This window comes from Flavobacterium flavigenum (genome assembly GCF_027111255.2).
GTDB lineage: Bacteria > Bacteroidota > Bacteroidia > Flavobacteriales > Flavobacteriaceae > Flavobacterium > Flavobacterium flavigenum.
Genome location: NZ_CP114285.2, coordinates 5,314,373 through 5,329,746, shown reverse-complemented (window position 1 = coordinate 5,329,746; position 15,374 = coordinate 5,314,373). Strand labels below are relative to the sequence as shown.

Annotated in this window: 14 protein-coding genes, 2 tRNA genes and 1 rRNA gene; 6 read left to right on the top strand and 11 right to left on the bottom strand. The window is 35.6% G+C overall.

Features of this window, described 5'->3' with window-relative positions; genetic code table 11:
* Positions 1-9: 9 nt before the first annotated feature.
* The 8 genes from OZP09_RS22145 to OZP09_RS22110 form a co-directional block, all read right to left on the bottom strand.
* Positions 10-83: transfer RNA gene (locus tag OZP09_RS22145), tRNA-Ala, on the bottom strand.
* A gap of 91 nt (positions 84-174) precedes the next feature.
* Positions 175-248: transfer RNA gene (locus OZP09_RS22140), tRNA-Ile, on the bottom strand.
* Between the two features lie 129 nt (positions 249-377).
* A 16S ribosomal RNA gene (locus tag OZP09_RS22135) occupies positions 378-1,891 on the bottom strand.
* Positions 1,892-2,751: 860 nt separating this feature from the next.
* Entirely contained in the window at positions 2,752-3,195 is a 444-nt protein-coding gene (locus OZP09_RS22130; RefSeq protein WP_269235780.1) for a hypothetical protein, read from the bottom strand.
* 40 nt (positions 3,196-3,235) lie between these two features.
* Positions 3,236-3,847 (bottom strand): GNAT family N-acetyltransferase, encoded by a 612-nt coding sequence (locus tag OZP09_RS22125; protein WP_269235779.1) that lies wholly within the window; start codon positions 3,845-3,847, stop codon positions 3,236-3,238.
* A gap of 124 nt (positions 3,848-3,971) precedes the next feature.
* The gene (locus OZP09_RS22120) at positions 3,972-4,328 is read right to left on the bottom strand and encodes a hypothetical protein (RefSeq protein WP_281310019.1); all 357 of its coding nucleotides are present in this window, start codon (positions 4,326-4,328) and stop codon (positions 3,972-3,974) included.
* Between the two features lie 115 nt (positions 4,329-4,443).
* Positions 4,444-5,622 carry an AIR synthase related protein gene (locus OZP09_RS22115; protein ID WP_281310018.1) on the bottom strand — a complete coding sequence of 393 codons (1,179 nt, stop codon included), beginning with the start codon at positions 5,620-5,622 and terminating at the stop codon, positions 4,444-4,446.
* Positions 5,623-5,724: 102 nt separating this feature from the next.
* Entirely contained in the window at positions 5,725-6,390 is a 666-nt protein-coding gene (locus OZP09_RS22110; protein WP_269235777.1) for a uracil-DNA glycosylase, read from the bottom strand.
* Between the two features lie 133 nt (positions 6,391-6,523).
* Here OZP09_RS22110 and OZP09_RS22105 point away from each other — a divergent pair, with 133 nt between their 5' ends.
* The 3 genes from OZP09_RS22105 (at position 6,524) to OZP09_RS22095 (ending at position 9,606) form a co-directional block, all read left to right on the top strand.
* A complete protein-coding gene (locus OZP09_RS22105) occupies positions 6,524-8,689 on the top strand; it encodes an endonuclease MutS2 (RefSeq protein ID WP_269235776.1) in 2,166 nt (721 codons plus the stop codon).
* Between the two features lie 155 nt (positions 8,690-8,844).
* The gene (locus OZP09_RS22100) at positions 8,845-9,081 is read left to right on the top strand and encodes a GIY-YIG nuclease family protein (RefSeq protein ID WP_349293615.1); all 237 of its coding nucleotides are present in this window, start codon (positions 8,845-8,847) and stop codon (positions 9,079-9,081) included.
* A gap of 81 nt (positions 9,082-9,162) precedes the next feature.
* Entirely contained in the window at positions 9,163-9,606 is a 444-nt protein-coding gene (locus OZP09_RS22095) for a thiol-disulfide oxidoreductase DCC family protein (protein ID WP_281310017.1), read from the top strand.
* Between the two features lie 135 nt (positions 9,607-9,741).
* On the opposite strand, the gene ettA is transcribed toward OZP09_RS22095, so the two are convergent.
* From ettA to holA, 3 genes are all read right to left on the bottom strand, one after another.
* Positions 9,742-11,433, bottom strand: coding sequence for an energy-dependent translational throttle protein EttA (gene ettA, locus OZP09_RS22090; protein ID WP_269235774.1), 1,692 nt, complete (start codon positions 11,431-11,433; stop codon positions 9,742-9,744).
* A gap of 76 nt (positions 11,434-11,509) precedes the next feature.
* Positions 11,510-11,692: a CAL67264 family membrane protein gene (locus tag OZP09_RS22085; protein ID WP_163410748.1), complete on the bottom strand. Its 183-nt coding sequence runs from the start codon at positions 11,690-11,692 to the stop codon at positions 11,510-11,512.
* 66 nt (positions 11,693-11,758) lie between these two features.
* A complete protein-coding gene (gene holA / locus OZP09_RS22080) occupies positions 11,759-12,763 on the bottom strand; it encodes a DNA polymerase III subunit delta (protein ID WP_269235773.1) in 1,005 nt (334 codons plus the stop codon).
* A 101-nt stretch (positions 12,764-12,864) separates the two neighbouring features.
* On the opposite strand from holA, the gene OZP09_RS22075 reads away from it, so the two are divergent.
* From OZP09_RS22075 to OZP09_RS22065, 3 genes are read left to right on the top strand one after another with little or no spacing between them, the layout of a single operon-like run.
* The gene (locus tag OZP09_RS22075; protein ID WP_223682966.1) at positions 12,865-13,317 is read left to right on the top strand and encodes a type I restriction enzyme HsdR N-terminal domain-containing protein; all 453 of its coding nucleotides are present in this window, start codon (positions 12,865-12,867) and stop codon (positions 13,315-13,317) included.
* A 19-nt stretch (positions 13,318-13,336) separates the two neighbouring features.
* A complete protein-coding gene (locus OZP09_RS22070) occupies positions 13,337-14,356 on the top strand; it encodes a glycosyltransferase family 2 protein (protein WP_269235772.1) in 1,020 nt (339 codons plus the stop codon).
* Positions 14,357-14,390: 34 nt separating this feature from the next.
* Positions 14,391-15,224: an OmpA/MotB family protein gene (locus OZP09_RS22065; protein WP_269235771.1), complete on the top strand. Its 834-nt coding sequence runs from the start codon at positions 14,391-14,393 to the stop codon at positions 15,222-15,224.
* Positions 15,225-15,374 lie beyond the last annotated feature (150 nt).

Below are 15,374 nucleotides of genomic sequence, written 5' to 3'. Positions count from 1 at the left end.
ATAGTTTCGTGGAGAATAACGGAGTCGAACCGTTGACCTCCTGCGTGCAAGGCAGGCGCTCTAGCCAGCTGAGCTAATCCCCCATTTTCTTAGTGATGAGTTATTAGTTATGAGTTATGAATTATTGCTCATAAGGCCTCAACCTCTAAAATTTCCTTTTTTAAGTTAAAAGAGTAGTCCCGGGCAGACTCGAACTGCCGACCCCTACATTATCAGTGTAGTACTCTAACCAGCTGAGCTACGAGACTCTGTTTTTACTTAATTTTCATTATTTTTTTAAATTAACAGCAAGAGTAATCGAACCTTACGATTCAGAAACTTCAAAATATCCATCTTTTATCCCCAACGTGTGTTGCCACTAACATATGGGGCTCTAGAAAGGAGGTGTTCCAGCCGCACCTTCCGGTACGGCTACCTTGTTACGACTTAGCCCTAGTTACCAGTTTTACCCTAGGCAGCTCCTTGCGGTCACCGACTTCAGGCACCCCCAGCTTCCATGGCTTGACGGGCGGTGTGTACAAGGCCCGGGAACGTATTCACCGGATCATGGCTGATATCCGATTACTAGCGATTCCAGCTTCACGGAGTCGAGTTGCAGACTCCGATCCGAACTGTGACCGGCTTTGTAGATTCGCTCCTGGTCGCCCAGTGGCTGCTCTCTGTACCGGCCATTGTAGCACGTGTGTAGCCCAAGGCGTAAGGGCCGTGATGATTTGACGTCATCCCCACCTTCCTCACAGTTTGCACTGGCAGTCTTGTTAGAGTTCCCGACATGACTCGCTGGCAACTAACAACAGGGGTTGCGCTCGTTATAGGACTTAACCTGACACCTCACGGCACGAGCTGACGACAACCATGCAGCACCTTGTAATTTGTCTTGCGAAAGATCTGTTTCCAAACCGGTCAAACTACATTTAAGCCTTGGTAAGGTTCCTCGCGTATCATCGAATTAAACCACATGCTCCACCGCTTGTGCGGGCCCCCGTCAATTCCTTTGAGTTTCAAACTTGCGTTCGTACTCCCCAGGTGGGATACTTATCACTTTCGCTTAGCCACTGAAGTTGCCCCCAACAGCTAGTATCCATCGTTTACGGCGTGGACTACCAGGGTATCTAATCCTGTTCGCTACCCACGCTTTCGTCCATCAGCGTCAATCCATTAGTAGTAACCTGCCTTCGCAATTGGTATTCCATGTAATCTCTAAGCATTTCACCGCTACACTACATATTCTAGTTACTTCCTAATAATTCAAGTCCAGCAGTATCAATGGCCGTTCCACCGTTGAGCGATGGGCTTTCACCACTGACTTACTAGACCGCCTACGGACCCTTTAAACCCAATGATTCCGGATAACGCTTGGATCCTCCGTATTACCGCGGCTGCTGGCACGGAGTTAGCCGATCCTTATTCTTACGATACCGTCAAGCTGATTCACGAATCAGTGTTTCTTCTCGTATAAAAGCAGTTTACAATCCATAGGACCGTCATCCTGCACGCGGCATGGCTGGATCAGGCTTGCGCCCATTGTCCAATATTCCTCACTGCTGCCTCCCGTAGGAGTCTGGTCCGTGTCTCAGTACCAGTGTGGGGGATCTCCCTCTCAGGACCCCTACCCATCGTTGCCATGGTAAGCCGTTACCTTACCATCTAGCTAATGGGACGCATGCTCATCTTTTACCGTTGTGACTTTAATAGTAGGTTGATGCCAACTCACTATACCATGGGGTATTAATCCAAATTTCTCTGGGCTATCCCCCTGTAAAAGGTAGATTGCATACGCGTTACGCACCCGTGCGCCGGTCTCTAGCACCGAAGTGCTATACCCCTCGACTTGCATGTGTTAAGCCTGCCGCTAGCGTTCATCCTGAGCCAGGATCAAACTCTTCATCGTATATTTTAATATTATATCACGACGAATATCTATCGGTTCTTTTTCGAATCTAACGATTCCATTACTCTTATTTCTTTTGCCTTAACATCTCTGTTAAGACGGCTGTCAATTCAATATGTCTACGAACGTATCTTCTTTTTATTTTCGCTTGTGTTTCAAAGCGGGTGCAAAAGTAGAAATTCTTTTTGTTTCCTGCAAGAAAAATTTAAAGTTTTTTTTTGAAATTTTTTCAATCTCAATCTCTTCGTTTTTCCTACCAGTCTCTCAATGAACTTCCGTGTTTTGCGGGGTGCAAATGTAAAAAGCATTTTCAAATCTCACAAGCTTTTTTGAATCTTTTTTTTGTTTTATTTCTAAAACCTCGATTCCTTATTCTTGTCAGTATTTCGATGAACGCCTTCGCTGTTGCGGGTGCAAAAGTAGCACATCTATTTACATTTACAACCCTTTTTTTTATATTTTTTCCATCTTTTTCAACCCTTTTCCCTTAACTCGCTGATAAAACATCGTTTACATTTTGAACTTTTTTTAATAAAATGTAAGGATTTTCATTATTTAGATGCTGTTTTGACAAATTACACACGTTTTCAATTGTCGTTATTATACATTTATTAACTTTTCAATCGCTTTCAGGTAATTTTTTAATCTTTAAAATTCGTGCCTTAACCTTATAACTTCTTCTGGAAACAGTTTTTTAGCACCCATAAAAGCAGTAATCATTTATAAAGAGCAATTCGGTCAGGAAAAAACTGAAACATACAGCAGGAATGAGATTCAAAATTATCATACTTATATATATGTAAAAAAATCCCGATGGTTGAAGCAACTATCGGGATTCGAATTTATAATATTAAACAATATTATTTCTTAACAGGAAACTTCCAATCGAATTCATCTTTATCATTAATTATAGCTCCTATTTCGAATTTTACAACTTCTTCGAATTCAGTTTGCAGAATAAACCAATTGTCTTCATTGAAATAGTTTTCGAAAGTATCAAAAGTTTCCTGAGTATATTTTGTAATTCCTTTAGTTGCCATGTCTTTTTTTACATCTACAATTTTTCTACCTATTAACTTAAATCCGAAAACCTCGAGATCATTACTGGAAGCAACAACATATCCTAATTTAAAATCTTCTTCCTGATAAAATGTTAATCTAATTTTATGTGCATGGTAAACAAAAATGACATTATCGTCTTCATCCTTGTAATTCTTATCAGGTTTTCCTAAAGCTGCTGTCACATCATTTTGCTTCATTCCGAAAAGCAATTTATCAATTCCTGATTTTAGATTTATTTTCATATTCGTTATTAATTTTTAAAATGTAAATTTCGTGAAGTTTTTATAAACTCTTCAATTTTTGTTTTAGTTTTTCTTTGACTTCCTCAAACCATTCGTTTTTTAGAATACTCAAAACAATAGAATCACGACGGACTTCACTATTTGCAGTTGGCATATGACTTCTCAAAACACCTTCGACTTTACAGCCAATACTTTTCATTGCCGCAATACTTCTTTCGTTATTATTGTCTGCACGAAATTCTACCCTTTCCAATCCAAGCGTTTCAAATGCGAATTGAAGTAATAAAAATTTGCAATGTTTATTAAGTCCGGTTCCCCTAAAAGCAGAACCATACCAGGTATATCCTAACTGAAGTGTCTTAAAATCTAAGTTTATATCGTAAAAACGAGTTGAGCCTGCATATTTTTGAGATTTTTTATCGAAAATGATAAAAGGAAATTCGTTTTTAGCCTCTCTTGCTTTTACAGCAGACCGAATATAATTGATGAGATTTTCTTTTCCATCGGCGCCTACTAAAGAATATTTCCATGTTTCGGGTTCGTTGATGGAGATTTCTAATAAATTTTCGACATCTGATTCCTGTAAAGGTCGTAATAAAACGAAATCATCTTCTAAAACTATATTTTCTGTAAAATTGAAATCTGATGGCATACTATATTTTTTAAAGAATCTTATAACTTTTCGTAGTACCTATTCCACAAAGACTCACGAAATAATCGCAAAGATTCACAAAGATATTTTTTGAAAAAGAATTTAAGATTATTGAAGCAGAAAATTACTCACTCATTTCGTCATAGCGTTCCGGAACTTGCGGATCATATAAAGGACATTTGAATTCTTCCAGTACATCGACCAGTTTGTTCATTGTTTTGCCTTCGGCTCCGTAGCAGTCTATTTTGATGCTTTGAGGTGTGGTTATAATTTGAAAAGCACCCTTTCCCGTTTTATTTTGCCAGCTGTTTTCATCTACTTTTTCCCATTGTGAAAAAACTGAATTAATTCGATTCAGGATTATCTGGACAGGGAGAATTTCAAGACCATCAACTTCCTGCTTTTCAAGTAAAGCTTCATAAACTTCCTGATTGTTAAGGTAAATTTCGTCTAAATATCTCCAAAAAAGCAGTTCATACATAACGAGGTCGTGTTTTTAGCCCCGATAGCAGCGGCATCCTTTTGTGGCGGTGTTCGCCACAAAAGATAAAGCGAATAGCGGGATTAGCTCCTAAAAAAGCTAATGGTTATATATTTTAATATTCGAAAGTTCCGTATTCGCTTTTGATGGTCAGTTTTTTGGCATCAGCAGCTTCTACTCTTCCTACGATTTGCGCATCGACATTGAATGATTTTGAAATCGCGATAATATCCTGAGCAATATTTTCAGGAACATAGATTTCCATACGGTGACCGCAGTTGAAAACCTGGTACATTTCTTTCCAGTCTGTTTTTGATTGTTCCTGAATTAGTTTGAACAATGGTGGAACCGGGAATAAATTGTCTTTTATAATGTGTAAATTTTGAACGAAATGTAAAATCTTAGTTTGTGCTCCTCCACTGCAATGCACCATTCCGTGAATATCGGCTGGAGTATATGTGTCTAAAATTTTCTTGATGATTGGCGCATAAGTCCTTGTTGGAGAAAGAACCAATTGACCTGCATTTATTGGAGAGTTTTCAACCTCATCAGTCAAATTAACCTGACCAGAATAAATCAATTCGTCTGGAACTGCTGCATCAAAACTTTCAGGATATTTTTTAGCTAAATATTTTCCGAAAACATCATGTCTTGCAGATGTTAGGCCATTACTTCCCATTCCGCCGTTATAACTTTTTTCATAAGTCGCCTGACCAAAAGAAGCCAAACCAACAATTACGTCACCCGCTTTAATATTTGCATTATCGACAACATCCGAGCGTTTCATACGGGCTGTAACAGTCGAATCTACAATAATAGTACGAACTACATCGCCAATGTCAGCTGTTTCTCCACCAGTTGAATGAATCGTTACGCCAAAAGATTTTAATTCGTTGATTAATTCTTCGGTTCCGTTGATGATTGCTGAAATAACTTCGGCAGGAATTAAGTTTTTATTTCTTCCAATTGTAGAAGAAAGCAAAATATTATCGGTTGCCCCAACACATAATAAATCATCAATATTCATAATCAAAGCATCCTGAGCGATTCCTTTCCAAACTGAAATATCTCCGGTTTCTTTCCAGTACATATAGGCCAAAGACGATTTTGTACCAGCGCCATCAGCGTGCATAATCAGGCAGTGTTCTTCGTCCTGTGTTAAATAATCAGGAACAATTTTACAGAAAGCTTGTGGAAATAAACCTTTATCAATATTTTTTATGGCGTTGTGTACGTCTTCTTTTGATGCCGAAACACCTCTTTGCGCGTACCTTTTGCTAGAATCTGAACTCATGAAACTTTGTTTGTGTTGAATGTGGTGCAAAGATAATCCCTTTTTTTAATTCTTTGGGAAAATCGATTATGGATTCAAAAAAAACTTATGACCTATATAATACTACCACTCAATTTCTTTCAGACCTTTTGCTTTCAGAAAAGCATTTGTCTGGCTAAAATGCTTATTTCCAAACCAAAAGCCTCTGTTTGCACTTAAAGGCGAAGGATGTCCTGATTTTAGAATTTGATGTTTTGAAGCGTCAATCAAAGTTGCTTTCTTTTGAGCAAAACCTCCCCAAAGCAGGAAAACAACATTTTCTTTTTTATCGGAAATTTGTTTGATAACAGCGTCTGTAAATTTTTCCCAGCCTTTTCCCTGATGGCTTCCGGCTTCTGACTGTCGGACTGTTAAGGTTGCATTTAAAAGAAAAACACCCTGATCTGCCCATCGCTCTAAATTACCGGTTTTAGGAAGTGGTTTACCCAAGTCTGTTTCGATTTCCTTAAAAATATTATATAAAGAAGGAGGAAAGGGAATTCCATCATTTACAGAAAAGCACAAACCATTGGCCTGATTAGGGCCGTGATAAGGATCCTGACCGATAATAACCACTTTTACCTGATCGAAATGGCAATGATCGAAAGCTGAAAAGATCTGACTCCCTTTTGGATAACATACCTTAGTAGTATATTCAGATTTTACAAAATTAATTAGTTCGCTGAAATATGGTTTTTCAAATTCTTCATTCAAAACCGGCTTCCATGAATCATGCATTTTAACGTCCATACTTTTTTTATGCGAATTTCAGTATTTTTTTATTGAAATCATATCTGCAGCGAATAAAATAAGAGGATAAACTTTACACTATTCAATGCTACTATTTTTTGTACTTTTGCCATGACTTTCTTAAAGAAATTAAATGATTAGTATTACCGAAAAAACATTACAAGACTTACAATTTCCAACAGTACTCGAAACCATTTCAGCTGGTTGCAATACCGATATTGGAAAAGAAAAAGCTTTAAAAATAACTCCATTTAGAGATAAAGAAACTTTGATGCAGGCTTTGATGCAGACATCAGAATATGTTTCGTCATTTGAAAATAATAACGCCATTCCCAATCACGGGTTTGACGCCATCACGCACGAAATTAAGTTTTTAGCAATTGAAGACAGCTTTCTTGAAGTAGGAAGCTTTAGAAAAATTGCAACACTTTCGTCTACTTCAAATTTTCTATTGAATTTCCTTAAAAAATTTGATGACTATTATCCCAACCTGAATGCAAGAGCTGCAAGAGTAGAATATACTAAAGACATTGTAACGCTGATTGATGCCATTGTAGATAAATATGGAGAGATAAAAGACAACGCCTCTCCTGCTCTTTTGAGCATTCGCCAGAATATGAATATTGTTCGTGGTAAAGTAAACCAGAGTTTTGGAGTTGCCCTTTCACACAACAATAGTCTCGGTTATTTAGATGATATTAAGGAAAGTTTTGTTCAGAATCGTAGGGTATTAGCGGTTTTAGCGATGTATCGCCGAAAAGTTAAAGGTTCTATTTTAGGAAGTTCTAAAACTGGAAGCATCGCTTATATCGAACCTGAAGCCACATTGCAATATTCAAGAGAATTAGCTAATCTGGAATATGAAGAAAAGGAAGAAATCACCCGAATCCTGAAACAATTATCAAATTCAATTCGTCCTTTTTTACCTTTATTAATCGAGTATCAGGATTTTTTGAGCGATATTGATGTCGTTTCCGCAAAAGCAAAATATGCAAACAGAATAGATGGAATTCTTCCAACAATTACTGAGGAAAGAAGGCTGTTTTTTAGAGAAGCGTATCATCCAATTTTATATTTGAACAATAAGCAAAAGAATGAAGTTACGCATCCGCAGACTATTGAATTAAAACAGGAAAACAGAATCATTGTAATTTCGGGCCCAAATGCCGGAGGAAAAACCATTTCCTTAAAAACTGTTGGTTTATTGCAATTAATGCTGCAATCCGGAATTTTAATTCCGGTTCATGAAAGAAGTGAAACTTTCTTGTTTGACCGAATCTTAACAGACATTGGAGATAATCAGTCTATCGAAAATCATTTAAGTACATACAGTTACCGATTAAAAAACATGAATTATTTCCTGAAAAAGTGTAATAAGAAAACCATGTTTTTGATTGATGAATTTGGTACGGGTTCTGATCCTGAATTGGGTGGTGCCTTGGCTGAAATTTTCCTTGAAGAATTTTACCATCGTGAAGCTTTCGGAATTATTACTACTCATTATTCGAATTTAAAAATTCTGGCCAACGAATTACCTTTTGCAACAAACGCCAATATGATGTTTGATGAGAAGTCACTTGAACCAATGTACAAATTGGCGCTTGGTCAGGCAGGAAGTTCGTTTACTTTTGAAGTGGCATTGAAAAACGGAATTCCGTTTGGGCTGATCAATCGTGCGAAAAAGAAAATCGAAGTGGGAAAAGTCCGTTTTGACAAAACGATTGCAACGCTTCAGAAAGAAAGATCGAAACTTGAGAAGACTTCTATCAATTTAAAAGAAGAAGAAACGCGTGCCCGTGAGGAAAGCAAAAAGATGGAAAACATCAATACCCGAATTCAGCAAAAACTAGAAAGCTACCAGGAATTGTACGACAGCAATCAAAAAATAATTTACATCGGTCAAAAAATTGATGATATTGCCGAGAAATATTTCAACAATAAAAACAAAAAGGAACTTATTGGTGAATTCCTGAAGATTGTTGAGATAGAAAACTCAAAACGTAAAAAAGCAACTCCTAAAGAAGTTAAAGCCAAAGTTGAAAAACAAAAGGAAATTATTGCTGAAGTACAGGTAAAAGTTGAAGAAATCCGAAAAGAGAAAAAAGAGAAAAAACTTAAACCGGTTGTAGAAAAACCAAAACCTATTTTAAAAGTTGGTGACCGGGTAAGAATGCTCGACGGAAGATCTGTTGGAAGTATTGATGCTATTGAAAAAAATAAAGCGACTGTAAATTACGGTATTTTTACATCTAAAGTGAGCCTGGATGAATTAGAATTGGTTGAAGCTGTTAAAAAGTAACGCCTGCAAGTCATTGCGAGGGACGAAGCAATCACACTAAAATGAGTAAGTCCTGCAAATAGGAATGTGATTGCTTCGTTTATTGCATTAAAGCATAAAATAGCATACATAATCAATAGGGATGAGATTGCTTCGTTCCTCGCAAAGACAAAAAAGTGAAACTAGGATTTGTTTACATCATCACTAATAAATACCAAACAGTAGTTTACACTGGTGTAACTTCAAATCTTCCTCAAAGAATTCTCGAACACAAAAACAAAAAATACCCAAAATCATTTTCAGCTCGTTATAATGTAAATATTCTAGTTTATTATGAGCAATTTCAGTGGATTGAAGATGCAATTACAAGAGAAAAGCAAATCAAGGCGGGTTCCAAGAGAAACGAAAAATGATTTAATTCGTTCAATGAACCCAACCTGGAAAGATTTGTATGAAGAGATAGAAAATATAATGACTAAATAATTCTAATTAAAATGGAAGTACGTAGTGAGATTGCCTCGTACCTTGCAATTACTGCCGGGAATAAAAAAATAATCCTCTTTGACGGAGTCTGCAACTTATGTAACTCTGCCGTGCAATTCATAATCAAGCACGATAATAAAGATGTTTTTAGGTTTGTGGCTTTGCAATCTGATTTAGGAAAAGAGATTTGTACTTATATAGGTGTCGACCAAACTAAAATTGGCAGTATCATTTTATATCATCAGGGAATTGCTTACTACTATAAATCTTCAGCTGCTATTGAGATCGCAAACGAATTAGCAGGGATTTACAGTTTAATTTCTATTTTTAAAATTTTTCCGGAAAAACTTCGAAATTACATTTACGATTATATTGCCGGAAACCGTTACAAATGGTATGGCAAAAAAGAAAGCTGTATGATTCCTACTCCGGAACTGAAGACTAAGTTTCTTTAGAAAAATTCCAATTTTAAAATTCCAAATCCCAGCTCTTCTAAATTATAATTCTGAAGAAATCTAGTGAAACAAAAATCCCAAACTTCAATTTTACAATTGGAATTTGGGATTTTAAATTATTGAAAATTAAAAAGACTATCTAATCAATTTTCTATATTTCAAACGTTTTGGAGTTAAATCACCGCCAAGACGTTTCTTCTTGTTTTCTTCATAGTCAGAGAAACTTCCTTCGAAGAAATACACTTCAGAATCTCCTTCAAAAGCTAAGATGTGTGTACAAATCCTGTCTAAGAACCATCTGTCGTGCGAAATAATTACAGCACAACCGGCAAAATTCTCCAAACCTTCTTCAAGTGCTCGAAGCGTATTTACGTCAAGGTCGTTTGTAGGCTCATCCAGCAAAAGTACGTTTCCTTCTTCTTTTAATGTCATTGCTAAATGAAGTCTGTTACGTTCTCCACCAGAAAGCATTGACACTTTTTTGTTTTGCTCACCACCTCCAAAGTTGAAACGTGATAAATATGCTCTTGAATTTACCTGCTTTCCTCCCATCATAATTAATTCCTGACCATCTGCAAAGTTTTCCCAGATAGATTTATTCGGATCAATATTAGAGTGTGACTGGTCTACATAAGCGATTTTTACCGTTTCCCCAACCAAAAATTCCCCGCTATCGGTTTGCTGCTCTCCCATAATCATTTTGAAAATGGTAGATTTACCTGCACCGTTTGGTCCGATAATTCCAACAATTCCGGCTTGTGGCAATGTGAAGTTCAAATTATCATACAATAATTTATCTCCAAACGCTTTCGCTACATTTTTAGCTTCAATAACATTTGTTCCTAAACGTGGACCATTTGGAATGTAGATTTCCAAGTTCTCATCTAATTGTTTTTGGTCTTCGTTTAATAATTTATCGTAGTTCTGTAAACGCGCTTTTTGTTTGGTCTGACGACCTTTTGCTCCCTGACGAACCCAGTCAAGCTCACGCTCTAAAGTTTTTCTACGTTTAGAAGCTACTTTTTCTTCCTGAGCCATACGGTTTGATTTTTGATCTAACCATGAAGAATAATTACCTTTCCACGGAATACCTTCTCCTCTATCCAGCTCCAAAATCCAACCTGCTACATTATCAAGGAAGTAACGGTCGTGCGTTACAGCAATTACAGTTCCTGAATATTGCGCTAAATGCTGCTCTAACCAAAGAACTGACTCAGCATCCAAGTGGTTGGTAGGCTCATCCAGAAGCAAAACATCCGGCTGTTGCAACAACAAACGACATAAAGCTACACGACGACGCTCACCTCCTGAAAGGTTTTTGATTGGTGTATCCCCTTCCGGAGTACGTAAAGCATCCATTGCGATTTCAAGTTTGGTATCGATTTCCCAGGCACCAAGAGCATCAATTTTGTCTTGCAAAGCTGCCTGACGATCCATCAGTTTGTCCATTTTGTCTGGATCTGAGTAGTTTTCTTCAAGACCAAACAAATCATTGATGTCATTATATTCTTTAAGAACAGCCATTGTTTCGGCGGCTCCTTCCTGAACAATTTCTAAAACAGTTTTAGAATCATCCAAAATTGGTTCCTGCTCCAAATATCCAACAGTGTATCCTGGCTGGAAAACGACATCTCCCTGATAGTTTTTATCTACACCTGCAATAATTTTTAAAAGAGAAGATTTTCCTGAACCGTTAAGACCCAAAATACCAATTTTAGCTCCGTAAAAGAAACTCAAATAAATATTCTTAAGGACCGGCTTGTCTGCTCCCTGATAGGTTTTGCTCAATTTCTGCATTGAGAAAATTACTTTCTTATCGTCTGACATTTGTTTTTATTTTTATTAATTATTTTTTATTGATTTTATATTGCAATTGTTTTTTTGCACTTAATATTGAATTTTCTTAAACTCTCCCTTTCAAAGCATTAAAAACCCAGGCATTAGCAAAAAAACCAACACCAACAGCACCAAAGCCCCAGCCAGACACATCACTGTATCTAAAAATCCCAAGACCTATCAGCAACAATCCCATAAGTACCATTATAAAAGTAGCCCATCCTAAAACGGTATTTTTATTCATTCCCATAATTGTGTAATTAATTTAAAGAGGTATTATTTTTTTAGAAATGCAAATATCGTGAATTTTCACGGCTTAATTAAAAATTTTATACAGCATTTCTTTTAGCAGATCAGATTGAGGTAAAGCATTAGCACCTACACCTTTACTTTTTAAATCAACATCTCTTAGAGCCCCTACAATCTGACTCACTTTTCGCATTGGATAGTTCTTTACAGCTAAATCATATTCTTTTAAAAAATAAGGGTTTACACCAATTGCTGCAGCTACATTTTTAGGATTTTTATCTTTCAGTCCATGGTATTTTAAAAGCTGTACGAAAAATCCAAAAACTAATCCGGTTGTCATTACAAGTGGATATTCTTTTGGATTATGAGCAAAATTTTCTGCGATTTTATAAGCTCTTAATTGATTACGTTCACCAATTGCTTTTCGAAGTTCAAAAACGTTATAATCTTTGCTGAAACCAATATTTTCCTCAATATGCTGAGGCGTAATCATTGTACCCTGAGGTAAAATAATCTGTAATTTCTCTAATTCATTATTAATTTTACTCAAATCAGTCCCTAAAAACTCTACCAACATGGCATTTGCTTTCGGATCGATGGTATATTTTTTTCCGGCAAGAACACGTTTAATCCAGTCTCCTACCTGATTTTCGTATAATTTTTTACTTTCATATACGATTCCGTTTTGCGCTAATAATTTAGTCACTTTTTTACGTTTATCAAGTGTTTTGTATTTATAACAAAAAACCAAAACCGTTGTATCCATTGGATTATTGACATACGATTCAATTTTATCAATTGTTCTTGATAAATCCTGAGCCTCTTTTACAATAACAACCTGACGGTCTGCCATCATTGGATATCGTTTTGCAGTTGAAACGATATCTTCTACAGAAACATCCCTTCCGTATAAAACCGTCTGATTAAATCCTTTTTCTTCTTCTGAAAGGACATTCTGCTCAATATATTCGGATAATTTATCAATGTAATATGGTTCTTCACCCATTAAAAAATAAATTGGCTTTATATTTCCCGCTTTTATATCATTAACAATTTTTACAACTTCGTCCATTCAAACATTTTGTTTTTCAAGTTTCAAATTTCAAGCTTCAAATCTCAATAACTTGAAACCTGAAATTTGAAACCTGAAACTATTTTATATATTTTTGCTTTATGCAGCGATTAAATTTTCCAATCTATAATTTTCGATTCAAAAATAACGAAAATAAAGTGTCCATTTTTGATGAAATCAGAAAAAAATTTATAATTCTTACCCCCGAAGAATGGGTTCGTCAGCATGTTGTTCATTATTTAATGAATGAAAAAAAATACCCCAGATCGCTGATAAACGTGGAGAAAGTTTTAACGGTCAATGGTTTACGAAAACGCTATGATGTTGTAGTTTTTAATCCGGATGGTTCTATACACATATTAGTAGAATGTAAAGCACCCGAAGTAAAAATATCGCAAGCAACTTTTGATCAGATTGCACGTTATAATATGACAATGCAGGCACGGTTTTTGAAAGTCACAAATGGTCTGCATCATTATTATTGTCAGATGGATTTTGAAAATGAAAAATATGAGTTTTTAAAATCCCTTCCCGATTACAAAGAAATTTATTAAATAATTAAAAATATTACTTTTGGATAAAATTGCTGTTGTCATTTTAAATTGGAATGGAATAAAGTTATTAGAACAATTTTTGCCATCAGTAATTCAATTTTCTCCCGATGCTGCTATATATGTAGCCGATAATGCTTCAACAGATGATTCTGTAAATTTTGTCCAGCAGCACTTCCCAATCGTAAAAATCATTAAAAATACTGGTAACCATGGTTTTGCCAAGGGCTATAATGATGCTTTGAAAGAGGTTAATGCTGAAATTTATGCTTTAGTCAATTCGGATATTGAAGTAACAGAAAACTGGCTTAAACCCATAATTGAAACTTTTGAAGCAGAAAAACAAACTGCTATTATACAGCCCAAAATCCTTGATTTTAAGAATAAAGAATATTTTGAATATGCAGGAGCTGCAGGTGGTTTTGTTGATAAATATGGATATCCATTTTGCAGAGGGCGTATTTTTGATACTATAGAGAAAGATAATGGACAGTATGATGACAATTGCGAAATATTCTGGGCTTCGGGGGCTTGTTTCTTTATCAGAAAAGAAGTTTACGATGAACTGGAAGGATTTGATGAATCGTTTTTTGCACATCAGGAAGAAATTGATCTATGCTGGCGTACATCAAATGAGGGCCATATCATTAAATACAATCCTAAATCTGTTGTTTATCATGTTGGAGGGGCAACTTTGCAACAGGGTAACCCAAAAAAAACGTATTTGAATTTTAGAAATTCACTTTTGATGCTAGTAAAAAATCTTCCCAAAAGAAAATTGTTTTTTATTATTTTATTCAGAATGATCTTAGATGGCATTGCCGGAATGCGATTTTTAACACAAGGAAAAATTAAACATACGCTTGCTGTTTTACATGCGCATTTTTCATTTTACTGCATGTCAGTATCTTATCTAAAAAAGAGGAAAGATTTTCAAATACAGAAATACTACACAGTAAAAAGTATCGTTTTCATATATTATATAAAGAAATTGACTTTTTTTAAAGAAATCTTTAACACTAATCAAAATATTAAGAATTAAATTTGTAAATCAACGTCTAATTAAATTTAACATTATGAGAAAAATAGCAATTGCTTTAACAGTCCTTATGGCTCTAACATCGTGTGTTTCTAAAAAGAAATATGCCGAATTGGAAGCTAAAAACAAAGAAACTCAAGACCTTTTAAATTCATGCACGGTTAAACTGAATGCCTGCCTTGAAGAAAAAGCTGGTCTGGCTGCCACAGCTGCAAGCTATAAAGAGCACAATCAGGATTTAATCAACAGTTCTAAAGACTTAACCGTTTTAACTACAAAAGGAGCTGAAAATCTTGAGAAATCATTAGAAAGCTTAAAAGAAAAAGATCTTAAAATATCAAGACTTCAGGACGCTCTTACTAAAAAAGACAGTGTAACATTAGCATTGGTTACAAGTTTAAAAGGAGCTGTTGGAATCAATGATCCGGATATCGAAATCAACGTTGAAAAAGGAGTTGTATTTATTTCTATCGCTGACAAATTATTATTTAAAAGTGGAAGCTATGATGTAACTGATAAAGCAAAATCAGTTTTAGCAAAAGTAGCAAAAGTAGTAAACGACAAACCTGATTTTGAGTGTATGGTTGAAGGTCATACAGATAACGTTCCTTATAAAAGCAACGGAATTTTGTTAGACAACTGGGATTTAAGTGTGAAACGTTCTACTTCTATTGTTAGAGTATTGACAAACGATTTAGGAGTAAATCCGGCTAAATTAATTGCAGCAGGTAGAAGCTCTTATATTCCTTTGGTACCAAATGATACTGCTGAAAACAAAGGTAAAAACAGAAGAACCCGTATTGTTGTTATGCCAAAAATCGATCAGTTCTATGATATGATTGAAAAAGAAATGAAAAAACAACAGCAATAATAATTCACTTCATATTATTTACACAAAAGCAGGTCTCAATTGACCTGCTTTTTTTATCCTTACCAATAAAGGACATTACTATTTTTAATTAACTAACTAAATTTAACTAATTCTAAAGTTACTTAATATTTTTGAATAGCTAGTCCGTTT